Source organism: Hymenobacter lucidus, assembly GCF_020447265.1.
GTDB lineage: Bacteria > Bacteroidota > Bacteroidia > Cytophagales > Hymenobacteraceae > Hymenobacter > Hymenobacter lucidus.
In genome coordinates, this window is record NZ_JAJADR010000008.1 from 83,561 (window position 1) to 106,714 (window position 23,154).

Genomic DNA, 23,154 nt, shown 5'->3' on the forward strand with positions numbered 1-23,154 from the left:
TGTTTTGGGGATGGGAAAGAGTAGCGGGCCGCCGAAAGGGACGGTGGCCTGTTTGTCTGTACGGTTTGGGGGCCCGCTGGGTTGAGCCTGGCGTGGCACTCCGGGCCGAATTTGTCCTGCTTTTTCTGGGCTGTTTGGCTTGGGCGCGTCAGCGGGGCGCGATGGGGCGACGCAGCAGCAGCAAGCCCAGGCCAAACAAAGCAGCCACGCTCAACAGCAGCGTTGGCAGGCCGCGCCGGGCCGTAGCTACCTCGGCCAGACTGGTAAAGCTATGCCGTGGCTCGCGGGCGTAGTCGGCGTGGGTGAACTCGGCTTGGCGAAAGAGGAACGGGTAGTAAAACGCCCGTAGTGAGTCGTGGTAGTGCGTGGCGCTGCGCTGGAAGGCCAAGTGCGTGGGTAGATCGGAGCCGGCCAGAGCGTTGAAGCTGCTTTGGGCGTTGATGGCCGGGGAAAGCCAGTTGAGCCGCTCCACCAAGTCGTAGCGGGCCTGCAGACCGTGGGCGTAAGCGGCGGCCAACGGGGCTACGGCCTGGTCGCCGAGGTGCTGGAAGGCATAGTACCAGCGCCACACAAACCGCTCCCGGATGGTGGCCGTGTCGCGCCACTGCGGGTAAAGGGCGAAAAATCGGTTCATGGTTTCCGTTTTGGGCCGGTCCCAGCCGCCGTGGATTTCCTCACGCTGCCGGATAGTCAGCTCCAGGCCCTGGGGCACGGGGCGGGCAGCGGCTACGCCCAGGTTCAGCAAACTGGGTACCAGCACTACCAGCAGCAGCCACACGCCCAGCAAAGCCACGGCATTCACCGCCGAAGTACGCTGCCAGGCCGTGATGACCAGCACAACGCCAAACCAGAACAGGCAGTAGAGCACCGTCAGGGCCAGCCAGGTAGCCACGCGGCCATCGAGTGGCAACCGGGCCCACAGCATGCCGAGTAGTGAGAGCAGGCCGGCCAGCCCCAGTACCAGCGTGAGGCGAAAGGCCAGCTTGGCGCCCACCACCGTAGTAGCCCCAATTGGCTGGGCCAGCAGCAACGGCAGGATTCCTTCTTCGCGCTCCGCCGACAACAAGTTGAAGCCCAGGGCGATGATGAGCAGCGGCACCAGGTATACCAGCACAAAAGCCAGGTCGAAGTTACCGCTAAGCAGCTTCAGGGGGTTGGCATTGTCGGTGGCGTAGAGCTGGTTGTGCAGGCCCAGCAGACGCAGCTTCACGTAGCTTGGGTTCACGTCGCGCAGGCCCAGCGAGAGGGCGGCCCAGGCATCGGGGTGGTGTACGGCGAAGGTGGAATGGTAGTAGCCGATGTCGCCGGCGTCGGCGGGGCCGGGGAATTTTACCTTCAGCTCGTCCACGTTGCGGCGCGTGAGTTCGGGCAAGGCCGCCAGCTGCTGGCGCTGCCGGGCGATTTCGGTGGTGCCATAATATATACCGTAGACGCCGGTGGCCAGCAGCAGACCGCAGAGCAGCACCAGGCCCCGGGCAGTACGAAAATGCCGCCACTCGGCCGCAAACAAAATCCAGAATACGCGCATCGGTCTATAGGTCAGTGAAGTTGGAAATCAGGCGCAACCCCAGCCAGCATAGGCCGGCGGCCCAGAGCAGCAGAGCCGCTACCGGCAATAGCAGGCGCGGCCGCGCCCAGCCCAGCGACGGGGCCTGGTAGCTGAAAACCGGTAGCTCGCGCCAGGTGTGGGCATCGAGGCGGCGTTCCTTGTCGCCGTAGCCCATGCCGGCCTGCAGGCCGTTGAGGCGCTGCACTAGGCCGTAGCGGTAAGCCTCGGCCGCTTGCTGGAAATGCACGTAGTGGGCAAAGTCGGAGCCGGCCAGGCCCATCGACAGCGACCGGATGGCCTGGTAGGGATTCAGCAGGCCGGCCCAGTCGGAGAGGCGGTTTTGGCGTTCGTAGGTGGCATTCAGGGCCGCGAAGTGCTGCTGGTAAACCTTGGCAGAATACTCCTCGCCAGCCGCCATCTGCACCCCGGCCAAACTCACGGGCAGCTTGTCTTCGGAATCGACGCCGTACTTTTTCAGGAGGCCGGCTTTCAGGGCTGCGGCGCGCTGGTCGTGCGGGTCGTGACCATTGATGCCGTGCTGGGCCTGCTCGTGTACGTCGGCATCGAGTTGGGCCTTGGTGACGGTGGGGTAGAGCGTGGCGCCCAGGTTGGCCGTGGCTTTGGGCAAAATAATGCCGCCCACAATCCAGAGGCCAAGCAGCGTGACCAGGGCCGCGCGGGAGCTGGCCTGCGTGGCTGACACGACCACCGAGCCGACCACAAACAGGAAGAAGTACACCGCGTAGCTGAGCCCAAACAGCGCCAGCCGCGCCACCAGGTCGGTATTCGAGGCAAATTCCTCACCCGTAAACAGCAGGGCGGCCGCCAGTGCCAGGGCCGGCGCTACCACCAGCGCCACGGCCTGGCTGTAGCCCACAATCTTGCCCCAGGCCACCTGCCGTAGCGTAATTCCCTGGCTGAGCAGTAGGCGTAGCGTGCCGGTTTCGCGCTCCTGAGTGAAGGCCCCGAAGCACAGAAAAATGATGAGCAGCGGCACCAGCAGCTGGAGTACGAAGGCCACGGTCATTTCCCCGAACCGAATTAGGGAGCCCGACTGCTGGGCCTGGCTGAAGTTGACGCTGTTTTGCTGGTGGGCTTCCAAATACACGGCGCTGCCGGTAAACGAGTCCACGCCGCCGTCGAGCAAACTCAGGCCCGACTTGGGGCGGAAGGCAAACGAGCCGTAGTGGGCCACCCGGTGCGGGTGCCGGGCCGGCTGGTTGCGGAACTGGTCATTGACGGTCGTTTGGGCCAGCTGCCGTTCCTGCTGCAGCGTGCGGAAACTGGCGCGACCCACCAGCGTGGCGACCAGCAGCAGCACGAGCACCAGGGCGCTAAGCCCCGCAAAGCGCCGGTCGCGCCGGATGCTGACGAATTCTTTTTGGGCAATGCTTCGGATCATCGGTTAGTGCATGTAGGTGAGGTAGAGCTGCTCCAGCTCCCGGGCGTTGAGGGCGGTGGTGGGGCGCACGTCAACCAGCTCACCCTCGCGCATAATGCCCACGCGGGTGCCCACTTCCTTGGCCCGGAAGATGTCGTGGGTGGCCATAAGCACGGCTGTACCCTGCCCGCTCAGCCGCCGTAGCAGCTCCGAAAACTCGTTGCTGGCTTTGGGGTCGAGGCCGGAAGTGGGCTCGTCGAGCAGCAGTACCTTGGCGTGTTTGGCCACGGCAATGGCAATGCCCACTTTCTGGCGCATACCCTTGGAGTAGGTGCCCACCCGCCGCCCCGCCGCCTCGGCCGGCAAGCCCGCGTCGGTGAGGTAGTCGAGCAGCGCGGGAGCCGGGTACTTGAAGCCCGCCAGACTGCTGAACAAGGCCAGGTTTTCCAGGCCCGTCAGGTGGGGGTAGAGCATTACGTTTTCGGGGATGTACGCCAGGTGCTTCTTGATTTCGAGCGGATGAACGGCCACTTCCAGCCCATTCACGAAGGCCGCGCCCGAGGTGGGCTGCACAAACCCCAGAAACAGGTTGATGGTCGTGGATTTGCCCGCGCCGTTCTGGCCCAGCAAACAAAATATTTCGCCCGGTGCAATCTGCAGATTTAGCTCGCGCAGGGCCAGCTTATCGGCGTACTGCTTGCGCAGGGACCGGGCTTCGAGGAGGTAAGTCATGTATTTGAAAAAGAGGGCTATGAGTTGCTAAAGGGTGGCCATGCTTCGACTTCACAGACGACAGATCAAGCATGACGTTCTGTTGAAGTGTCACGCTCGTTCTGCCGGCCTAAAACGTGTAGCCCAGTGTGGCCATGAAGTTGCGGGGCGCCCCCGGGCTGGCCCGGAAGAAGTCGTAGCCGCCCACGAAGTAGTAGGTGTCGAGCAGGTTGCTCACGTTCAGGTGGAAGTTGAACTTGCCAGTAGTGTAGAACAGGGCCGCGTCGAGGGTGGTGTAGCTGGGCCAGTAGGCCCAGTAGTTTTCGCCGGTGCTGGTGTTCTGTACCTGGTTCTCGGTGCGTCGTTGGTCCACGTAATTACTGCCCACAGCCACGCCCAGCCCGCGCAGCGCGGGCGTCACGAAGGTGTACTTGGTCCAGAAGCCGGCCGAGTGGCGGGGTGCGTTGGCCAGCGGCTGGCCTTCCTCCACGGGCAGGGCCGCATCCAGCACTTCGGAATGGTTGAAGGCGTAGCTGGCGTTCAGGTTTAGGTTCGGCAGCAGGTTGCCGGTCAGCTCCAGCTCGGCCCCGCGCGAGCGGACCAGGTCGTTCTGCCGGTACACCGTCGTGCCGTCGGGCATCAGCGCGTTGGTGGGCACCAGCTGGTTACGCTTCACAATCTGGTAGGCGGCCACGGTGGCCAGCAACCCCTGGTTGAAAAACTCGCCTTTCAGACCAGTTTCCAACTGGTAGCTGGTTTCGGTATCGAAGGGTGTGCTACGGCCGTAGCGTTCCGGAAGCCGTAGAAACTCCGGCTTGAGCGGCCGGAAACCAGCGCTGTAGGAGGCAAAGTAGTTCAGATTGTCGCGCAGGGCATACGTGAGGCCGGCGCGGGGCAGCAGGCGGCGCTGCGGAATGGTTTCCTTCCCGTTGCCGTAGTCCCGCTCATCGGCAAACAGCTCGTAGCGGGCTCCCAGCAGCACATTCAGGCGCGGCGTCACGGCAATCTGGTCCTGCACATAGAGGCCGGTAGTGCGGTAGACGGAGTTGAGGTAATCCACAAAAAACTGCGGCAGCGGCCGGCGCACGTACTTTGTGGGGTCCTGAATTTCGTAGAGCGGCTTTTTCAAATCGAAGGTCAGCGGCTTTTCCACGTCATCCACCAGCTTGCGCCGGGCTTCAAACATGGTGCTCTGCGGGTCGGTGGTGAAGCGGATGTAGTCTACGCCTGTCACCACTTTGTGCTGAAGCGAGCCGGTGGCTCCGGTTAGCACGAAGTAGGCGGCTAGGTTCTTGGTGTATTCCTCGGCCCGCCGGTCGAAATAGCGCAGGTTCATCACCGTGTTGGCTGGCGCGTCGGCGTAGGTGTTCAGAGTGCGGTGCTCACTCAGATCTTCGCGGTAAGTGAAGTCGAGGTAGGAGGCGTTGAACGAGAGCCAGTCGGTGAAGCGGTGGTTGAGCGAGGCGTTCAGGTAGTAGGTGCTGGTGCGGAAATAGTCGCTCGGCTGACTCAGGGTAAACGAGCGGGGCAGTGCGTACAGCTCCCCGCCCCGGATGGGCAGGCCCCGGTCGAGGTAGCCGTCGATGTGGGTGAAGACCAACTCGGCGTTGATGGTGGTTTTGTCGGTGGGCAGAAACGTGACGGTGGGCGCCACCATCAACGAGCGGGTGTCGTTCACGCTGCGGAAGGTGTTGGTTTTCTCGAAGCCCGTATTGAAGCGGTAAAGCACGTTTTTCTGCTCATTCAGCGGGCCCGTCAGGTCGGCCGTGGCCCGCATGGCGTTGAAGCTACCGGTGGAAAACGTGAGAGCCTGCCGGGCCACGTCGAGCGGCTTTTTGGTTACCATGTTCACCGTGCCGCCAGGGTTGATGTCGCCGTACAGGGCCGCGCCGGGACCTTTTAGCACTTCCACCCGCTCCAGGTTCACCGTCAGTGGAGCCTGGGTAAAGGAGTTGCCGTAGCTGAAGCCTGAGCGTAGGCCGTTGAGCAGCCGAAAGCCGCTTTCGTAGCCGTTGCGGAAGCCCCGAATCGTGAGGTCGTCGTAGTGCGAATACTGCGTGACGCCGGCCACGTTCTTCACCACGTCGGTTAGGCGCAGGGCCTGCCGGTCGGCCATCAGCTCCTTAGTCACCGTCGAAATGGACTGCGGCACGTCGATGGGCCGGGTGGCTGTTTTGGTGCCCACAAAGCTGTAGTCGCTCTTGTAAGTGGTTTCCTTGCGGCCCAGCACTTCCACTTCCTGCAAGGCCGTAGTAGTAGGTTGCAGGCTGAAATCCACGGTCAGGGTAGGGGTTTCGGCCGTCAGCACCACGGTGCGGCGCTGCTCCTGGTAGCTCAGGCTGCGCGTTACGAGGGTGTATTCGCCCAGCGGCAGCGTCAGGGAAAAATGTCCATCGGCCCCGCTGAGCGCCGCAAACCGACCGGCCGTTTCCAGGATAGAAACTCCATCCAACCCGTGCCCACCCGGCCCGGTCACGTGGCCGTCGATATGGCCCGACGGCAATTGGCCCGCGGCCAGCAACGGCCAGCACAACATGAAAAACAAGAAAAGTCGTGGCATACAGAAATAAGCACGCCCGGCCCGAAGCCTGAGGTAGGTCAGCCGGGTTGAAGTCAGAAAAAAGGAGAGGGATACCGCACCACGGCCCGGGCTGCGGGCGGTAGTAGCAGGTCAGCAGGGGCTGATCAGGGCGGTAAAAAGATAGTAAATGGCGCCCTGTAAAATCATGGCCGTCAGTAACCTGGCAGGCAACTTGGCAGTGCTAGTAACTGGCCGGTGCCAACGACGGCAACAGCAGGTCAAGCCACCAAGGCTAGGCCAAGGCATCACCAGCCAGGCATACGAATACCCGGAACTGTAGTCAGGAAAGGGGGGAGGCGCTAGGCGCGGCGGACGGGTGGCCCCCGCAGGGAAGCGCCGTCCAGCAGGTGGGAGGCCCGGCATACGGGGGCCTTGGGCCGGTAGGTGGCATAGCGCAGCTGCTGCAGCGGAGCCGGCACGGCTACCGGTACGGCGGGCTGAAACGGCGCATCATAAAGCTGCTCGATGTGGCAGTGCTGGTGCTTGGCCGAAAGCTCGGCCTGCGCCTCCGGTTTGGCCGTGGCGCTGGTGCGGGGCTTGTCTGCCGTGTGCTCGTGTAAGTGCATTCGCAGCAGGGCGGCCTCGGGCGTCAGCACCCGCAGCAGCAGCACCAACAGCCACCATGCTCCTATCCTACGACCTACTGAATGCACCTATGCTACTGCCTTGATGAAGCACAAAGGTAGACGCAAATTCCTTTTTGCAGCAATGATGCAAAAAGGAATTTGCGGACTCAGGCCACCGGAGCCTGCCCGTGAGTAGCGTGGACTTGGTAGTTCGCGCGCCAGAACGATACACACGAACGATTGTCGTTCATTTACGCAAACTGCAACCAAAGGTCAGCGTAGCGACAGGTCGCGCTACCTTCACGGAGCTGCTTCCGGCCTAAATCAACCACCTATCCTAAAGCAGACTTGCTGTAGCTTCTCTCGCCTGCTTGTCGCTCTGCCCTTCCCGCATGAACTTCCTCGCCCACCTGCTGCTTTCCGGCACTCCCGCCACCACGCCCGACTATGCCGATATCGTATTCGGCAACTTCGCAGCTGAGGCTGTGCGGGGCCGCGCCGCCCTGGAGGCCTATCCTGCCGCCGTGCAGCGCGGCATCCGGCTGCACCGCTTCATTGATTCCTTCACCGACTCGCACCCCGTGGTGCGCCGCAGCACCGCCCGCCTGCGCGAAGCGGGCCTGGGCAAGTGGGCCGGCGTGGTATCCGACATGGGCTACGACCACCTATTGGCCCGCGACTTCGCCCAGTTTCACCCCGCCGAGCCGCTGCCCGCCTTTGCCCAGCGCCAGTACGCGCTGTTGCAGGCCCGCCGCCAGGAGCTACCCGAGCGGCTGCAGCACATGTTCCAGTACATGCGCCGCGACGACTGGCTAACCGGCTACGCGAAGCCAGAAGGGTTGGAGCGGGCATTGCATGGCCTGAGCCGCCGCGTGCCCGCCGCCGGAGTGCTGGCTACCGGGGCCGCCGCGTTTCTGGCGGAAGCGGAGGCGTATGAGGCGGATTTCCGGGAGTTCTGGCCGGAGCTGCGGGCGGCGGTGGCGGAAAGATTATTCACCGAATAATGCTCAGTCTATAAATCCGCTAAAATATGCTTTACTGGTACACTACCTGTCCCTTCTGTACTCATCAGGGGCGGCTTTTTATCTTCAGGAACGTTACTATCAATCAGCTATACCTTCATTGTGAGGAGTGCGAGAGAGGATATCATGATCCTGAGAACATCAATTCGGCCAGCAGTTTTCTAACACTGCTTATGGATTATAAAGCCCAGCCCTTATAGAAGAAATCCTGGAACGTGGTTGGGGTAAGTTTGCACTGCATTCTATAGCTGAATGACAACAAAAAAACGGGGCCGCTAAGCCCCGTTTTCCTTATCAGCAAATTGCTAAAGCCTAGTGATGGTGGCCACCTGCGCCGTGGACGTGGCCGTGGTCCAGTTCTTCTTTCGTGGCTTCGCGCACGTCGGCTACTTTGCCGTCGAAGTGCATCACCATGCCGGCCAGGGGATGGTTGAAGTCCATCTTCACGGTGTCGGCACCGATCTGGACGATTTTACCCTGCATGTGGTTGCCCTGGTTGTCGGACATGGGCAGGAAGTTGCCTTCCTGCAGCATTTCCTCGTCGATTTTGCCATCGACTTCGAACACGTTTTTCGGGATATCCACTACGGCCTGCTGGTCGTAGTCGCCGTAGGCCTGCTCGGGGGTGAGGCTGAACTTGAACTCGTCGCCGGCAGATTTGCCATTGAGCTGGCTTTCAAACTCTTCGGGCAGGCCGCTCTGGCCAAACAGGAAGACCATCGGCGCATCGGCCTCGGCCGATTCAACGAGTACTTTCTCCTGGTTTTCGTCGGTCACGCTCAGGTCGTAGGTGATGGTGACGACTTTATTGGGGCTGATCTGGGCCATAATCGGGGTGGACTCCGAGGTCCGGGGCTTGGGTGAAAAATGGGTTTGGGCCGGCTAGTTACGGAAAATGACCCGTAAATCTGAGCGGGCCGCTTCGTTACAGATACTCTAAGCGGCCGGGCAGGGTTTTGTTGTCTGTCATTGCGAGCAGCGCGAAGCAATCCGTCCGCTGCGCAGGTAGTCACGCTCTTTTACCACAAAGCCCTCAACCGTAAGCAACGATTGAGGGCTTTTCACTTCGGGGTAATCAGCACATTTCAGAGGACGGATTGCTTCGCGCTGCTCGCAATGACGCGTTTCTCCTTTTCTTACTGCATTTCCCAGGCCGTGCGGTAGGCCCCGATGCTTTCCACGTAGTCGAGAAAAGCTTTGTAGAAGGGGTGGGAGCCCAGGGTGCTGGAGTCGCCAACGATGAGCAGCTTCTTGCGGGCCCGGGTCATGCCCACGTTCATGCGGCGAATGTCGGAGAGGAAGCCAATTTCGCTCTGAGCGTTGCTGCGTGTGAGGCTGATGGCAATAATATCCCGCTCCTGGCCCTGGAACGAGTCGACGGTGCCGATGCTGAGCATGCGGTGCTCCATGAGGCCCACGAGTTCGTCGTTGTCTTCCACCGCGTCTTTGAGGTAGTTGATCTGGGCGCGGTAGGGAGCAATGACGCCGATGGTGAGCAAGTCGTCGGTGTGGTCGGCCGGGTCGTACACCTCCAGCAGCTGGGAAAGGCGGCGCAGCAGCAGGTCGGCTTCCTCGGGGTTGGCAATAGAGCGGCTTTCCTCGATGCCCAACTCCTGAAAGCCGAAGCCGGCCGTATCCAGGAATTCCACCGGCAAATCAGGAGTGAAGCGCACGTCGTAGGCGGGCAAATCGGCGTGGGCCACGCTGGGCGCGGCTTTCAGGCGGCCTTCGTAGAACTGCTCGGAGCTGAATTCCATGATCTGCTCGTGCATGCGGTACTGCACTTCCAGCATGCGGGCCGAGTCGGGCTGGCGCTTGATGCACTTCTCGAACAGGGTTTCCCGCAGTCCGTCGCGGGCGGCCTGCTCACTTTTCACGGTGGGCGGCAGCTGCTGATGGTCGCCGGCCAGCACCACGCGGCTGCCCTTGGTTATCGGAATCCAGCAGCCAGGCTCCAGGGCCTGGGCGGCCTCATCGATAAAGACGGTTTCGTAGGTGAGGTGGCGAATGGCGCGGTTGGAAGCACCCACGAGGGTACAGGTAATGACCTGCACCTTGTCGAGCAAATCCTCGGTGATGTAGCGCTCCAGATTGTCGGAATCCTGCAGCATCTGGTGGGCCATTTCCTTGAGCAGGCGGCGCTGCTCGCGCTCCTCCCAGCCGAAATGGCGCTTAAACTTGCCGGCCTGCTCGCGGTACTGCTCGGCGGTCTGGCGCATGCTTTTCAGCTCCCCGTAGCTCTTGTGCTCCATAATCTGGGCGTCGAGCGTGTGGTGCAAGAGCAAATCTGACACGCGCGAGGGGTTGCCCATGCGAATCACGTTCACGCCGCGCTCGGCCAGCTTTTCGGTCAGCAAATCCACGGCCGTATTCGAGGGCGCGCACACCAGCACCCGCCGCTCGCGCCGGATGGTTTCCAGAATGGCTTGCACCAGCGTAGTGGTTTTGCCGGTGCCGGGCGGGCCGTGAATGATGGCCACGTCCTTGGCCGCCAGCACGTGGCGCACCGCCGCCAGCTGCGACTCATTCAGGGGCGAAGGGTAGTAGAGCGTGGCCTCGGCCTCGTCGCGGTAGCGGGCGGGCTTGGCGCCCAGCAGCACGTCGCGCAGCTCGGCCAGGCGGTTTTCGTAGGCGCCCATCACCTTGCCCAGGGCAAATTCCATTTCCCGGTAGCTTACCTCGTCGAAGGTCAGGTCCACGCCCAGCTTGCCGCCCTCATCCACCCAGTCGGGCAGGTCTTCCTTGTTGGTAGCCAGCAGGATCTTGTTGCGCTTCACGCTGGTAATCACGCCCGAAAGGGTGGGCCGGTCGGTGGCGGCGCGGCCGGGAATGTTGCCAAACAAGGCCGCGTTTTTGCCCACCTGAAACAGGTGCAACCCGTTCTGGCCGGCGGGCCGCTCAATTTCGAGCACCAGCTTGCCGCCGAAGCCGATTTCTTCCTTGGTGATTTTGACCGGGTACCAGGTCAGGCCGCGCTTCTGCCGCTCGGCAATGGTGGCCTGGGCACTCTTGATTTTGAATTGTTCGAGGTCCTCTTTCTGCTCAAGCTTCGTGAGGGCCTGCACCTTGCGCAGCTCTTTCTCGATGGCGTAAGGGTCGGTATAAGTGGGTTGTTCAGACAAAAGGGTAGTCGTTTATGAAGTCCGTTGTAACAACGGAAACGGCAAATTGGTGGCCGAAGGTCGGGGAGAATTTTGAAAGGAGAAGCGGATCAGCATACTGCCGGAAACGACTGAACGTATTTTTTCTGCTCATCGTAGATTGTCACTTCCAGCTTTGGATACATAATGATGATGCCCAATGCCAAGTTCACTGCTCTTGATAGTGAATCAACTTTGATATAGGGCACTTCCATTGCGCCAGTAAAATTCAGAAAACGGGTCTGTCCATCTGGGTTCATCACGATACCAGTGGCCACTTCACAAAGCATCAGGTAGTGTGGTGATGCTACTTGATTATTCGCACTTCCCGTCTTCATAGTGATAATGCTCCTGGCTGGCGCTGGTAAAGCGTTGAATGAACCCTGTAGAATATTGCTCCGGCTTGGTTGGCTGGAAGATTCCTTGCTGCTGTGCCCAATCATAGGCACTAATTCCTAAAGGGTATTTAGTTAGAATGCCGCTGAGCTGGTACTGACTGATAAACTCCTCAGCTTGTGGTCGGGAGGTGAATACGCCGCTGGTAAAACGGCTGCCGGCACCGTGAAAAACCCAAACGTCAGTTTCGGTCATACCCTCTAATTATAGTTTATCACCTGTGTGTAATACCGCTGCACCTTGCCATCGGCCCCGAAGAACAGCAGGTAGCGCACCGTTTTGTTGAACGCTGACAGCACGTCCCGCAGCCGGGCCCCGCCTTCCTGATTGGTGCTTACTTCGGCCAGCAGCATGTTCTTGCTCAGCCGGGAGAAGACGATGACGCTGCACCCTTTCTGGGCGCCGGTAGCAGCAGTGAGCTTAGCGGCCAGCGGCGAATAGAGTGGCTTGTGCGACGTGTGCTCATCCATCCGAAACAGGGAATCGAGCAGCTGCACCTGCGGGTAGGTCTGGGGGAAGCGCAGCTCGGTGCGCAGCGGCTCGCTGAACGTAACCAGGTCCTGGAACACGAGGCTGTCGAAGACGGCCACGCAGGGCTGGCGGTACTCCTCAAACTCGGGGCTGCGCAGAATATGCTGGTAGGCCGTCTGGTAGTACTGGGCCGGCGCGGCCACCGGGGCCGGCGCCGTAGTACGCACTTTGGCCCGGCTCCGGGCCCGGCGCCGCGACTGGGCATCACTATGAAAAGGCAGGAGAAGCAGACTTACCCCCAGCATCCAGGCAAAAACTTTCATTGACTTCGGGCGGGCAACCGGTGGTACTGAGTGGGCCGGCCCGGTGCCAAGATAGACGCTTTCCGGCAAGCTCCGGCTATACCACGCTCTATTCGGGTGCCTGGGCCGCCAGCAGCCGGGCCAACTCTTCAGCTTCTTCTCGGAGCAGCCGCTCACGCAGCACCAGGTGGGCGCGGGCCAGCGGGCCGGGGCGCTTTACCGCATCGGTATCGGCTTCGAGGCGGGCGAGCCACTTTTCGGCTTCGGCCGGCATAAAGGCCTCGTCGAAGACGGAGCCGGGCGTGGCCAGGGCCTTGCGCAGGATAGCGTGCCCCTGGCGGCGGCGTAGCAGGGCCGCATCCTGCAAGGCTATGTTTTCGAGCTCGTAGCGCAGCTGGTAGGCCAGGTGCTGGCAGCGCCGCTGCCGCTGGTGCAGTTCCCGAGCTTCGTCGGTTAGCTGATAGGCGGGCACTGGCGGTGGGGGCAGCGGCGGCGGTAGAATAACGGGAGCAGGCAGGCTGGTAGTCAGCCACATATCCGACAGTTGGCTGAGGCGGCGCTCCACGGCGGGCGAAAACTGGCGACGGCCGGCTTCCACGGCCTCTACGTGGCGGGCGGTTACCTGGAGCCACCTCGCCAACTCGACCTGCGTCAGGGCAAACTTCTCGCGCACATAGGCAGCACTACTGACAGATAAGGAAGTTGGCGGCGTGATACGGCCCATAGCAGATGGAGTACCTTTTAAGATTAAAAATAAAAGGTACTCCACATTTGGCGTACCTTCTAAAAATAAAAGCAATAGGTACTACTATTTGTGGCTGCTGTAGCTTTGCGGCTAATTACTCCAGCACAACGCCGCGCAATGAAGCTGATCAAGTTTGTGGAGGCCATCCAGATTGCCCGCCCGCCCGCGCAGGTATTCGACTACACCCAGGACTACAGCCAGCGCCTGGTCTGGGACACGTTTCTGCGCGAGGCCGTGCTGCTCGACGGGGCCACCGAGGCCGGTAAGGGTGTGAAGTCGTGGTGCGTGTCGAAGCACGGTATCGGACTCGAAACCGAGTACGTGTCGTTCAACCGGCCCACCGTGGCGGCCATTAAGCTCACGCGGCCCATGGGTATGTTCAGCGCCTTTGCCGGCTCCTGGCGCTTCGAAGAGCTCGGGCCCGAGCTCACCCACACCGTCTTCACCTACTCCTTTGCCCTGCGCTTTCCGCTGGCGCTGTTTGGCCCGCTGGTACGGGTAGTACTGGCCGCCAACGTGCGCGGCCGGCTCCAGGATTTGAAAGCCAAGTTGGAAGCGCAGTAGCTGTTGGGTTTAGGCTGTCAGACGGCAAAAGATAACAAGTGAAAAGGCGGCTAAGCGAAAAAGTCGCTCGAATCGGTTTGGCTGAAGTACTTGTTGAGGCTGCCCAGATCGGCGAAGATGGGCAGGATGATGCGCAGCACGGCCTGCACGGTGGCCTCCGAATCGGCGTAGAGCAGCAGGCGGGCATCGGTGGAGAAATCCTGCAGATGCTCCAGCAGCTCGGGCGCTTCCTCTTCCAGAATGGTGCTGATGTGCTCTTCCCACGACGGCCCGCCGCCGCCGAAGCCGTACTTCTCGAACAGGTAGAAATAGCCTTCCAGCGCCGGATCGGCTTCTACGTTGGCCGTAATGCCAAACCGGGCATCGTCGATGCGCAGATGCTCGGGCAGGGCGATAATCTGGAAGGGAAAGGTGTTTTGCATGAGAATAAGCAAAGGCGGAACGCCGCAAAGTTACGCCCAATAAAACCGGTGCCCTGCGTTTTCACTAACCCGGGAAGGTGCGGAACGTATGCACCAGCCACAATTACCCTTCCGAAAAACCGTGTGGCGACTTCCACCGCTGCCCAAACCGACTTCCCGTATGGCACTGCACTACACCCGGCGCGGCACTGGCCCGTCTCTGCTACTGGTTCACGGCATCGGCGGCAGCTGGCGCTCCTGGAATACCATTTTCGACACGCTGGCCGCCGCGCACGACGTTATTGCCGTGGACCTGCCCGGCCACGGCGCGTCGCCGAAGCTGCCGGGCGAGCATACCATCGGCACGCTGGCCGATGCCCTTACCGCGTTTCTGACCGAGCACAACCTGCTGGGTATTGATGCGGTGGGCAGCTCGATGGGCGCCCGGCTGGTACTGGAGCTGGCGCGGCGCGGCGGCGTGCTCGGGGCCGTTGTTTCCCTCGACCCCGGCGGGTTCTGGGAAGGCTGGGAGGTGCCGTTTTTCTATCATTCCGTGGCCGCATCGCAGAAGCTGGTGACGGCGTTGCAGCCCGTAATGCCCGCTTTGATGCAGTCGGCGGTGGGCCGCACGGCGCTGCTGCCGCAGTTCTCGGCCCGCCCCTGGGCCGTGGATGGCGACCAGGCCCAGGACGAGATGTACAGCTTTGCCCACACGCCCGTGTTTGGCGAGCTGCTCGACGCGCTAGCCCATGGTGAGGTGCAGCAGCCCGCGCCGGCCGGCAGCATTACGGCGCCGCTGGTTATCGGCTGGGGCCGCCACGACCGGGTGTGCCTGCCCGACCAGTCCCGCCGCGCCCTGGCCAAATTCCCGGATGCCCGCCTCTACTGGTTTGACCACTGCGGCCACTTTCCGCAGTGGGACCAACCCGCCGAAGCCGCCCGCCTGATTCTGGCCACCCTGCGCCGCCAGCCCTTCCGCGACCAGGATATTGCCCAAAAGTCCGCCCCGCAGCTGCGCCCGGCCGTGCCGAAAGCAGCCGTAGCGGCAGCACTGGTGCTGGGCCTGGTGGGCGGGTGGCTGCTAATGAAGCGCAGTAAATAACCGCCAACTCGAAAGCTGCGTGGGTAGTTAAACGGTACGCGCAACGCTACAGCGCTAGGCCAGGCGGCACGGCCGTCCGCAACGCCTCGTGCGCAGCGGTGTTTCGCGTTACTGCCCACTATCCAACAGCCCAGTTTCATCCTTCATGGCCACGCCTGAAAGCTGCCGCCGCAGGGCCTCTTGCAGTAATAAAAACAGCTTGTCGGCCGCCGCCGCGTAGCCCAGGCCCTCGGGCCGGATGTTGGACACGCAGTTGCGGGCCTCGTCGGTGAGGCCGGGGCGGGGCGCGTAGGTGAAGTAGGCGCCCAGGCTGTCGGGGGCACTCAGACCGGGCCTTTCGCCGAGCATAATCAGGGCTAGCCGGGCGTGTAGCGCCACCCCGATTTCGTCGCTGAGGGCCACACGGGCGTGCTCGGCCAACACCAGCGGCGCCAGCCGAAAACCCGCCGCCTGCAGCTTCGGCAGCAGCTTTTGCAGCAGGGGCAGCGCGTGCTGGTTGAGGGCAGTGGCGGAAAGGCCGTCGGCCAGAATCAGGGCAATATCGGCGGCCTCCGGCGCAATTTCGGTTAGGGTGCGGCGGGAATCTTCGTGCAGGCGGCGGCCCAGATCAGGCCGCTGCAGGTAGTGCGGGCGGTTTTCGGCCTGACTGCGCACCAGGCACACAGGCAGCCCGAACGCCTGCAGCTCGGCCAGCAGCCGCTCGGTTTCCAACTCCGAGTATACCGCGTCGCGGGCGTCGGCGTGGGCCAGGCGGAAGGCCAGCGCCTCACGCAGAGGCACGCTGGTACCGGTGCGGCCGAGGGCAATGCGGGCGGCGGTAAAGGATTTGAGCCCCGCCCACGAGTCGGCGGGTGGCTCGGGCGGGGGCAGAGCGGGGCTGGGTTTGGGCATGGCGGGTAGGGGATGTAGAGACGCGTATTCGCGTCTCAATCGTTGCTGACGATGCTTCGTTCCGTTCTAAACTGTTCAACGACGAGACGCAACTATGCGTCTTGTCATCGTTCAAGTAGTACGATGTCCCTACTTCTACCCGAGCAGCTGCAGCGTTTTCTGGTCTTTAGCGCCCTTGAAGAACTTATCCAGCACTTGCTGAAATACAGGGTCGGCCTTATCCAGCGCGGCGAAAAGCGTCATCGACGACTGGAGCTTTATATCATCGGGACTGCCCATAATGCGGTAGGCATCGGTGCTTTCCAGGGTTAAGAGCGCCTGACTGATTTCTACCAGCCGGGGCCCCAGCACAGGGTGTTGGATATAAGCCTGCGCCTCCTGCTGGTCCCGGATGGCGTAGAACTTCGATGTTTCACTAAAGCCCAACCCCTGAATCTGGGGGAAGATGTACCACATCCAGTGGCTGGTTTTGCGGCCCCGCTTGATTTCGGCCAGGGCCGTGGCGTAGTCGTTTTCCTGGGCGCTGAGGAAGCGCTGTAAATCGGGGACCTGGGACATGGCGAGGGTGTTTTTTGGAGTAATACCAGCTTTCTTCTTACGGAATCCGGCGCCGGTCGGCAGGAACTACGGCTTCGTAAACTGCTCGATAAGGCTTGTCAGGTGCGGAAATTCGGCGCTCAGCGCCCCGCGTTGGGCCAGCTCGAAATCGGCAAAGTCGAAGCCTGGGGCCACGGTGCAACTCACCAATGCAAAGCCGGAACTCTGCCGCAGCCGGGCCCCAAACCAAGCATTGGCCGGAACAATGGCCTGCGGAACTTCGCCTCGGGCAAAGTCGCTGCCCAGCACGATGGTGGTAGGCTGGCCATCGGTCAGCACGACGATTTCCAGCGCCTGGCCCTGGTGGAAAAACCACAGCTCGTCGGACTTGATACGGTGAAAGTGGGACTTGTCGTCGTTTTCCAGCAAGTAGTAAATGGCGGTACTCACGCTGCGGCTTTGCCCGGAATCCGTAGTCAGGTGCTCCGGCGAGCGGTAGGTTTCGCGGTAGTAGCCGCCCTCGGGGTGGGGTAGCAGGTGCAAGTGCTGAATGATATCGGTGGCAGTCATGGAGTCTGAAAGTGAGGAAGATGCCGGCACTGTGGCTGCTTACCGGAGTAGGCCGGAAGCCAGCAGCCGGTGCCCGGCGGGGGCCGGCAGCAGCTGGCCCTGGTCGTCAAAGATACCCTGCTGCCGCAACCAGGCCGCAAACTCGGGCGCGGGCCGCAACCCCAGCACCCGACGCACATACAGCGCATCGTGAAAGGACGTGGACTGGTAGCCGAGCATGATATCGTCGGCGCCGGGAATGCCCATGATGAAGGTGCAGCCGGCCACGCCCAGCAGCGTCAGCAGCGTATCCATATCGTCCTGGTCGGCCTCGGCGTGGTTGGTGTAGCATACGTCCACGCCCATGGGCAGGCCCAGCAGCTTGCCGCAGAAGTGGTCTTCCAGCGCCGCCCGGATGATCTGCTTGCCGTCGTAGAGGTATTCGGGCCCGATAAAGCCCACGACGGAGTTGACCAGCAGCGGTCGGAAGTGGCGGGCCACGGCGTAGGCCCGCGCCTCGCAGGTTTGCTGGTCGAGGCCGTGGTGGGCATTGGCCGAAAGGGCGCTGCCCTGGCCGGTTTCGAAGTATATAACGTGCTGGCCCAGCGTGCCCCGGTCCAGACTCAGGGTAGCTTCATGGGCTTCCCGCAGTAAGCTCAGACTCACTCCGAAGCTGGCATTGGTAGCCTCCGTGCCGCCGACAGACTGAAACGCCAGATCCACCGGCGCGCCCTGCTCGATGAGCCGCAAGGTGGTGGTAATGTGGCTGAGTACGCAGGTCTGAGTGGGAATCTGGTATTGCTCGCGCACCGTGTCGAGCATTTCCAGCAGGTGGCGCACCACGCGCGGGTTGTCGGTGGCCGGGTTGATGCCCAGCACCGCGTCGCCGCTGCCGTAGAGTAGGCCATCGACGAGGCTGGCGGCAATGCCCCGGGCATCGTCGGTGGGGTGGTTGGGCTGTAGGCGGGTAGCCAGGTGGCCGCGCAAGCCCAGCGTGTTACGGAAGCGGGTAACGACTTCGACTTTGCGGGCCACGCCAATCAGCTCCTGGTTGCGCATGAGCTTGCTTACGGCCGCCACCATTTCCGGCGTCAGGCCGGGGGCCAACGCGTGCAGCGCCGCCGCGTCGGCCGCGTCGGAGAGCAGCCAGTCGCGCAGCTGGCCCACGGTGAAGTGGCCGATGGGCGCGAAGGCCGCCGCGTCGTGGGTGTCCAGAATCAGGCGCGTTACTTCATCCTGCTCGTAGGGCACCAGAGCTTCGTGGAGGAAGTTGCGCAGCGGCACATCGGCCAGGGCATACTGGGCGGCTACGCGCTCCTCGTAAGTGCTGGCGGCCAGGCCGGCCAGCACGTCGCCCGAGCGCAGGGGTGAGGCTTTGGCAAGCAAGTCTTTGAGGTCGGGGAATTTATAGACCCGCTGGCGAATGGTGTGCTGGTACGACATGGAGGGCGGATTTTGGGAACGGGGTTCTAGCTCTAGTCGCTTCACCCCAACCCCTCTCCGAAGAGGAGAGGGGCTCTAGCTGTAATTTCTGATTTTTAGCTTATGATGTAACTATCCACTGCTATGCTCTGTGCTTCATGAAGACGCGGGATATGACAAATTATTCCGCCTGCAACAGCGCGTCGTCCGGCAGGGGGCGGCGGTGGCGGCCGAGCAGCACGTAGATGCCCAACGCCACGCCCAAGCCCGCGAAGAAGAGCAGGCTCAGCAGCCAGTTGTAGTAGATAATGGCCGCCAGGCTCAGCAGCGTAAGAGCCAGCGCCAGCAGAGGAAAATACGGGTAAAACGGCGCAGTAAAGGGTCGTTCCAACCCCGGCTCCCGGCGGCGCAGAGCAAATAAGCTGAGCAGGCTGATGGCGTACATCACCACCGCGCCCAGCACCGAAAGCGTGATTACCTGGGCCGTAGTGCCAGTGAGCAAAGCGGCCGCGCCTACCACGCCGCCCGCCACCAGGGCCCAATGCGGAGTGCGAAACCGGGGATGCACGCGGGCCAGTATGCCGGGCAGGTAGCCGCTGCGGGCCAGGGCAAACACCTGCCGCGAGTAGCCGATGATGGTGCCGTGAAACGAAGCCACCAGCCCAAACAGCCCGATACTGGCGAAAAGCTGCGTGAGGCGGCTGTGCCGGCCCAGCACCACGCCCAGCGCCTCGGGCAGCGGGTAGTCGATGCGGCTGAGCGTGCGCCAGTCGGTGATGCCGCCCGTGAGGACCATCACGCCCAGGGCCAGCACGACCAGCGTACCCAGTCCGTAGAGGTAGCCTTTCGGAATAGTTTGCTTCGGGTTTTCGACTTCCTCGGCTACCATCGCCACGCCTTCAATAGCGAGGTAAAACCAGATGGCAAACGGCAGCGCGGCAAATACGCCCGCCGCGCCCAGCGGCACGGGATGCGCCAGAAAGTTGCTGACTTTGAAATGCGGCGCGACCAGGCCCATGTACAGCACCAGCTCGGCTACGGCCAGTAGCGTAACTACCAACGAAAACCACGCCGACTCCTTGATGCCCAGCAGGTTGATGCCGATAAAAACCACGTAGCACGCCAGGGCCGTGCCCAGCACCGGCACCTGGGGCGAAAGAAAGTGCCCGTAGCTGCCCAGGGCCAGGGCAATGGCGGGCGGCGCAAACAGAAACTCGACGAGCGTGGCGTAGCCGGCTACCAGTCCGCCCAGCGGCCCAAAGGCGCGGTAGGAGTAGGCAAACGGCCCACCCGCGTGCGGAATGGCCGTCGTCAGCTCGGTGAAGCTGAAAATGAACGTGACGTAAAGCACTGTTACCAGCAGCGTGGCCACCAGAAAGCCTACCGGCCCGGCCACCGACCAGCCGTAGTTCCAGCCGAAATATTCGCCCGAAATGACCAACCCCACCGCAATGGCCCACAGGTGCAGGGGCCGCAGCACTTTTTTCAGGGCGGGGGCAGCAGGAGCAGCGGGCGTGTTCATCGGCGGCGGTAGAGGGTCCGGAGCCTAATGTAGGGTATAAACGCCGCCAAACAAGTGCGTTACCAGCCCAGTACCGCCGCACCCGTATTCTCGTCCACCGCCCGCGTTAGGCGCTGCGGGTGCACGACCACGGTAATTTCCACGGAGCCGGTGCTGACTTCCAGGGCCAGAATGTGGCCGCCGTAGGCCGCGAAGCTTTTGTCCGTCACCACGCCGTGCAGGTGCAGAGCGGGCTTGCCATCCTGCCAGGCAATGCTGCCGGTGAGGCTGGCCAGTTCCGTGTCGCGGAACGCTTTGGGGTCGTAGGTTTTGGTTTGCTTATTCCAGAAGCCGAAGGTGGGATGCACGAAGCCCAGGCCGGTAAGGCTGGCCCCCGGAATCTTTTCGCGCACGGCCAGCTGCTCCAGCTCCAGCAGTACATTGTCGCCGGGGCGCAGCACCAGCAGAAAGCCAGTGGGTGTTTTAGTGTAGTTCAGCGGCGGCGTGGGTTGCGCCACGGCCGAAAAGTGGGCCAGCAGGCCCGAAAGCAGCGTGATGCCGAGCGTAAGCAGATGGTTCATAAGCACAAGAATTGCGGGTAGACGATAAGGCGGGGCTTTTACCACAAAACCCGGCTCGTACGAAGTACTGGGTAGTACTCCGTACGAGCCGGGTTTAGGGTTGGGTTGTGCCGGAAAGCTTAGCCGCCCAGGTTTTCCAGCGCGGCCATATCCTCGGCCGAAAGCTGAATGTCGGCGGCTTTCACGTTTTCCTCCAGGTGCTTCACTTTCGAGGTACCCGGAATCAGCAGGATGTTGGGGGAGCGGTGCAGCAGCCAGCTCAGGGCAATCTGCTGGGTGCTGGCGCCGTATTTCTGACCAATCTGGGTGAGCTTGCTCAGGGCCTGCTCGTTGCCGCCGGCCAGCGGGTACCACGGAATAAAGGCCAGGTCATGCTGCTCACAGAACTCCAGCTCGGCTTCCCACTTGCGGTTGTCCACGCTGTACATATTCTGCACCGAAACTATGGGCACATACTGCTGAGCCTTTTCGATCTGCTCCACCGTCACTTCCGACAGGCCAATGTGCTTGATGAGGCCCTCTTCCTGGGCTTGCTGCAGAAACTCCAGCGTTTTTTCAAACGGTACTTCCGGGTCCACGCGGTGCAGCTGGTAGAGGTCAATTTGGTCCAGCTTGAGGCGCTGCAGGCTGCCTTGCAGGGCTTCCTTGAGGTGTTCGGGGCTGGCATCGATGGGCCACTGGTTGGGCCCGGTGCGCAGCAGGCCGCCCTTAGTCCCGATAATCAGTCCTTTAGCATACGGGTGCAGGGCCTCGGCAATCAGCTCCTCCGACACGTTGGGGCCGTAGCTGTCGGCCGTGTCGATGAAGTTGATGCCCAGCTCCACGGCCCGCTGCAGCACCCGGATGGATTCGGCGTGGTCCTGAGGCGGGCCCCAGATACCCTCGCCGGTGATGCGCATGGCACCGTAGCCCATGCGGTTGACGGTCAGTTCGCCGCCAAGGGCGAAGGTTTTAGCGGGGGAGGTGGTGTGGTTGGTCATAAACAGCGAATAGAGGTTGAAAACGGAATACGTTCTAAGCCGGCAGACGAACGGCCCGGCGTTTTACGGTAAATACTAACCGCTGAAAGCCGCAAAAGTCCCGCGGAGCAAACCACGGAATGTTAGCGGTTATCAGTGAGTTATTGATAAGCAGTGTATTACGCGGCGAATTTACGGCCGCAGCCGGCGCACCGGTAGAGCGTGGTGCCGGCGTAAAACAGCCGTTGCCACCACGTCGGGTGCGGTACCGGGGCGGTGTCGGGGCTGCCGCAGCGGGGGCAGCGGATGACGGCCACGGTGGCGCGCCGGGCTTCGAAGTCGGCCACGATGTCGTGGGCCGCTTCGGCCTCGGTTTCCTCGATGAGCAACTGGTACCAGATACCGTCGCCGAAAGGAAAGGAGGGCGGCCCGCAGGTTTTTACCAACGCGCTGATGTCCGCGTCCAGTAGCTCGTTATACAGCTGCACCGCCTCCGCGTAGGTTAGGTAGTGGGCGGCGGGAATGAGCATTATGGGAGGGTGAGGGGAAGAAACGCCTACCGCCGGGCGGGGCGGCGGGCGGGGCGCACCTGTCCGCGCAGCTTAGCAATATACCACAGCAGCCCGATGCTAAGCACGGCCAGGGCGGCGGCAATCAGCTCCCGACTGGTGCGGGCCTCGGTGGCTTCCTGGGCCGTGGCTTGGGCATCCTGCAGCTTCTTTTCGCGCTGCTTGTCCCGGGTTTGCAGGTTCTGAATCTGGTTTTCCAGGTCGTAAAACCGCTCCCGCGTCACCGACTGGTCGCCCTGGGCCACGGAGGCCTGCCGCTCGGCCTGGGTTTTCTCGGCCACGATGGTGGCCGTGCGCCGAATCGTGGACTCCTTCAGGGCTTTCACAATCTCGGTGTCTTTGCGAATAATGCCCTTCAGCGCATCCACCACTTCCTGCAGGTCCTTTTTAGAGGGCTTATCGGCCAGAAAAGCATTGCGCTGGGCGCTAGCTTCTTCGTACTGCCGGATCAGGGCTTCCCGCTCCTTTATCAGGGGCGTGATTGGGTCGGCAGCCGGTGCGGTGGTATCCTGGGCGAAGCCAGTCGGGCCCAGGCTCAGCAGGGCGAGCAGCAGTAGCGCCCGGCGCAGAAAATTAAAACTATACTGTAGTCGGAAGTCAACCGAAAATCGATTCATTGGAAGCAGAAAAGTGAACAAGTGTATCTATTTCAAAAGCATGAAACGAATATTATATCCCCTGAGTCTAGGCGTACTGCTGAGCGGGGCCGCGTGCAAGTCTACTAAAACGGTATCGGGCACAGACGCCAACCCGCGAATTTCGGCCTCTACCAGTGTTCCGCAAGGCTACTATGAAAACGCCCGGCGCACCGTAGCACCCGCCACAGGCCTGAGCGTCAGCGCCGACCCCGAGTATGGCGTTACCCAGAAAAAGCCGGTATGCGTAGGCGGTTCCCACGAGGCCGGGGCACGCAGCCAGCAAAGCTACCTTAATGCACTGCGTGGCCCCAACGGCGAGGAAATTACCTACCGCCGCCAGGGTAGCTGCTGCGCTTTTAAAACGCCTAATGGCCTGATAAACAACATGGGCCTGCTCGATGTCTACGAACTGACCTGGGCTGGTAACGCCAAACCCCTGATTGTCTACCTGAACTTCTACGACAAAGGTCCGCTGCTGGCTCCCAGCGGGCTGACTGTCGTTCAGCCGTAGCAGCGCAGTACGCGTTGGCCTCCTAACGTGAAAAGCCCTTTCCTGCTTGTGCGGGAAAGGGCTTT

The 23,154-nt window shown here is 61.8% G+C and carries 25 protein-coding genes; 4 read left to right on the plus strand and 21 right to left on the minus strand.

All coding sequences use genetic code 11. From position 1 onward, the window contains the following. Positions 1 to 148: 148 nt before the first annotated feature. From LGH74_RS21230 to LGH74_RS21250, 5 genes are all read right to left on the minus strand, one after another. The gene (locus LGH74_RS21230; protein ID WP_226179525.1) at positions 149 to 1,528 is read right to left on the minus strand and encodes an ABC transporter permease; all 1,380 of its coding nucleotides are present in this window, start codon (positions 1,526 to 1,528) and stop codon (positions 149 to 151) included. A 4-nt stretch (positions 1,529 to 1,532) separates the two neighbouring features. After that, positions 1,533 to 2,951 carry an ABC transporter permease gene (locus LGH74_RS21235; RefSeq protein WP_226179526.1) on the minus strand — a complete coding sequence of 473 codons (1,419 nt, stop codon included), beginning with the start codon at positions 2,949 to 2,951 and terminating at the stop codon, positions 1,533 to 1,535. Between the two features lie 3 nt (positions 2,952 to 2,954). Continuing rightward, complete coding sequence (locus tag LGH74_RS21240) at positions 2,955 to 3,662, minus strand: ABC transporter ATP-binding protein (protein ID WP_226179527.1); 708 nt, start codon at positions 3,660 to 3,662, stop codon at positions 2,955 to 2,957. Between the two features lie 109 nt (positions 3,663 to 3,771). Continuing rightward, complete coding sequence (locus tag LGH74_RS21245; RefSeq protein ID WP_226179528.1) at positions 3,772 to 6,201, minus strand: TonB-dependent receptor; 2,430 nt, start codon at positions 6,199 to 6,201, stop codon at positions 3,772 to 3,774. 320 nt (positions 6,202 to 6,521) lie between these two features. Next, positions 6,522 to 6,833, minus strand: coding sequence for a hypothetical protein (locus LGH74_RS21250; RefSeq protein WP_226179529.1), 312 nt, complete (start codon positions 6,831 to 6,833; stop codon positions 6,522 to 6,524). 347 nt (positions 6,834 to 7,180) lie between these two features. On the opposite strand from LGH74_RS21250, the gene LGH74_RS21255 reads away from it, so the two are divergent. After that, positions 7,181 to 7,792 carry an acyl carrier protein phosphodiesterase gene (locus LGH74_RS21255; RefSeq protein WP_226179530.1) on the plus strand — a complete coding sequence of 204 codons (612 nt, stop codon included), beginning with the start codon at positions 7,181 to 7,183 and terminating at the stop codon, positions 7,790 to 7,792. Positions 7,793 to 8,122: 330 nt separating this feature from the next. Here the strand turns inward: LGH74_RS21255 and LGH74_RS21260 are convergent, their stop codons facing one another. From LGH74_RS21260 to LGH74_RS21285, 6 genes are all read right to left on the minus strand, one after another. Beyond that, positions 8,123 to 8,638 carry an FKBP-type peptidyl-prolyl cis-trans isomerase gene (locus tag LGH74_RS21260; protein WP_226179531.1) on the minus strand — a complete coding sequence of 172 codons (516 nt, stop codon included), beginning with the start codon at positions 8,636 to 8,638 and terminating at the stop codon, positions 8,123 to 8,125. A 308-nt stretch (positions 8,639 to 8,946) separates the two neighbouring features. Further along, a complete protein-coding gene (locus tag LGH74_RS21265; RefSeq protein ID WP_226179532.1) occupies positions 8,947 to 10,932 on the minus strand; it encodes an AAA domain-containing protein in 1,986 nt (661 codons plus the stop codon). A gap of 89 nt (positions 10,933 to 11,021) precedes the next feature. Then, on the minus strand, positions 11,022 to 11,288 hold the full coding sequence (locus tag LGH74_RS21270) for a hypothetical protein (RefSeq protein WP_226179533.1): 267 nt from the start codon (positions 11,286 to 11,288) through the stop codon (positions 11,022 to 11,024). Beyond that, a complete protein-coding gene (locus LGH74_RS21275; RefSeq protein WP_226179534.1) occupies positions 11,266 to 11,541 on the minus strand; it encodes a DUF7710 domain-containing protein in 276 nt (91 codons plus the stop codon). Before LGH74_RS21275 ends, LGH74_RS21270 begins: the two co-directional genes overlap by 23 nt. Positions 11,542 to 11,546: 5 nt before the next feature. Next, on the minus strand, positions 11,547 to 12,140 hold the full coding sequence (locus tag LGH74_RS21280; protein WP_226179535.1) for a hypothetical protein: 594 nt from the start codon (positions 12,138 to 12,140) through the stop codon (positions 11,547 to 11,549). An 88-nt stretch (positions 12,141 to 12,228) separates the two neighbouring features. After that, positions 12,229 to 12,843 (minus strand): helix-turn-helix domain-containing protein, encoded by a 615-nt coding sequence (locus tag LGH74_RS21285; RefSeq protein ID WP_226179536.1) that lies wholly within the window; start codon positions 12,841 to 12,843, stop codon positions 12,229 to 12,231. Between the two features lie 138 nt (positions 12,844 to 12,981). Here LGH74_RS21285 and LGH74_RS21290 point away from each other — a divergent pair, with 138 nt between their 5' ends. Continuing rightward, on the plus strand, positions 12,982 to 13,428 hold the full coding sequence (locus LGH74_RS21290) for an SRPBCC family protein (protein ID WP_226179537.1): 447 nt from the start codon (positions 12,982 to 12,984) through the stop codon (positions 13,426 to 13,428). A gap of 50 nt (positions 13,429 to 13,478) precedes the next feature. Here the strand turns inward: LGH74_RS21290 and LGH74_RS21295 are convergent, their stop codons facing one another. Next, positions 13,479 to 13,850, minus strand: coding sequence for a hypothetical protein (locus LGH74_RS21295; protein ID WP_226179539.1), 372 nt, complete (start codon positions 13,848 to 13,850; stop codon positions 13,479 to 13,481). A gap of 160 nt (positions 13,851 to 14,010) precedes the next feature. Here LGH74_RS21295 and LGH74_RS21300 point away from each other — a divergent pair, with 160 nt between their 5' ends. Then, positions 14,011 to 14,931 (plus strand): alpha/beta fold hydrolase, encoded by a 921-nt coding sequence (locus LGH74_RS21300; protein WP_226179541.1) that lies wholly within the window; start codon positions 14,011 to 14,013, stop codon positions 14,929 to 14,931. 108 nt (positions 14,932 to 15,039) lie between these two features. Here LGH74_RS21300 and eutC read toward each other — a convergent pair whose 3' ends face one another. The 9 genes from eutC to LGH74_RS21345 form a co-directional block, all read right to left on the minus strand. Then, positions 15,040 to 15,822: an ethanolamine ammonia-lyase subunit EutC gene (gene eutC / locus LGH74_RS21305; RefSeq protein ID WP_226179543.1), complete on the minus strand. Its 783-nt coding sequence runs from the start codon at positions 15,820 to 15,822 to the stop codon at positions 15,040 to 15,042. Between the two features lie 135 nt (positions 15,823 to 15,957). Further along, entirely contained in the window at positions 15,958 to 16,380 is a 423-nt protein-coding gene (locus tag LGH74_RS21310; protein ID WP_226179545.1) for a DUF1810 domain-containing protein, read from the minus strand. A gap of 66 nt (positions 16,381 to 16,446) precedes the next feature. Next, positions 16,447 to 16,929 (minus strand): cupin domain-containing protein, encoded by a 483-nt coding sequence (locus LGH74_RS21315; RefSeq protein ID WP_226179547.1) that lies wholly within the window; start codon positions 16,927 to 16,929, stop codon positions 16,447 to 16,449. Positions 16,930 to 16,968: 39 nt separating this feature from the next. Next, positions 16,969 to 18,351: an ethanolamine ammonia-lyase subunit EutB gene (locus tag LGH74_RS21320; RefSeq protein ID WP_226179549.1), complete on the minus strand. Its 1,383-nt coding sequence runs from the start codon at positions 18,349 to 18,351 to the stop codon at positions 16,969 to 16,971. Positions 18,352 to 18,511: 160 nt separating this feature from the next. Next, the gene (eat, locus tag LGH74_RS21325) at positions 18,512 to 19,852 is read right to left on the minus strand and encodes an ethanolamine permease (protein WP_226179550.1); all 1,341 of its coding nucleotides are present in this window, start codon (positions 19,850 to 19,852) and stop codon (positions 18,512 to 18,514) included. Between the two features lie 59 nt (positions 19,853 to 19,911). After that, on the minus strand, positions 19,912 to 20,412 hold the full coding sequence (locus LGH74_RS21330; RefSeq protein ID WP_226179552.1) for a PPC domain-containing DNA-binding protein: 501 nt from the start codon (positions 20,410 to 20,412) through the stop codon (positions 19,912 to 19,914). 119 nt (positions 20,413 to 20,531) lie between these two features. After that, positions 20,532 to 21,392 (minus strand): aldo/keto reductase, encoded by an 861-nt coding sequence (locus LGH74_RS21335; protein ID WP_226179554.1) that lies wholly within the window; start codon positions 21,390 to 21,392, stop codon positions 20,532 to 20,534. Between the two features lie 158 nt (positions 21,393 to 21,550). Continuing rightward, positions 21,551 to 21,901 (minus strand): hypothetical protein, encoded by a 351-nt coding sequence (locus LGH74_RS21340; protein ID WP_226179556.1) that lies wholly within the window; start codon positions 21,899 to 21,901, stop codon positions 21,551 to 21,553. A 26-nt stretch (positions 21,902 to 21,927) separates the two neighbouring features. Then, positions 21,928 to 22,557 carry a hypothetical protein gene (locus LGH74_RS21345; RefSeq protein WP_226179558.1) on the minus strand — a complete coding sequence of 210 codons (630 nt, stop codon included), beginning with the start codon at positions 22,555 to 22,557 and terminating at the stop codon, positions 21,928 to 21,930. Between the two features lie 40 nt (positions 22,558 to 22,597). Between LGH74_RS21345 and LGH74_RS21350 the strand changes: the two genes are divergently transcribed. Further along, positions 22,598 to 23,089, plus strand: a complete 492-nt coding sequence (locus LGH74_RS21350) for a hypothetical protein (protein ID WP_226179560.1) — start codon at positions 22,598 to 22,600, stop codon at positions 23,087 to 23,089. Positions 23,090 to 23,154: the final 65 nt, after the last annotated feature.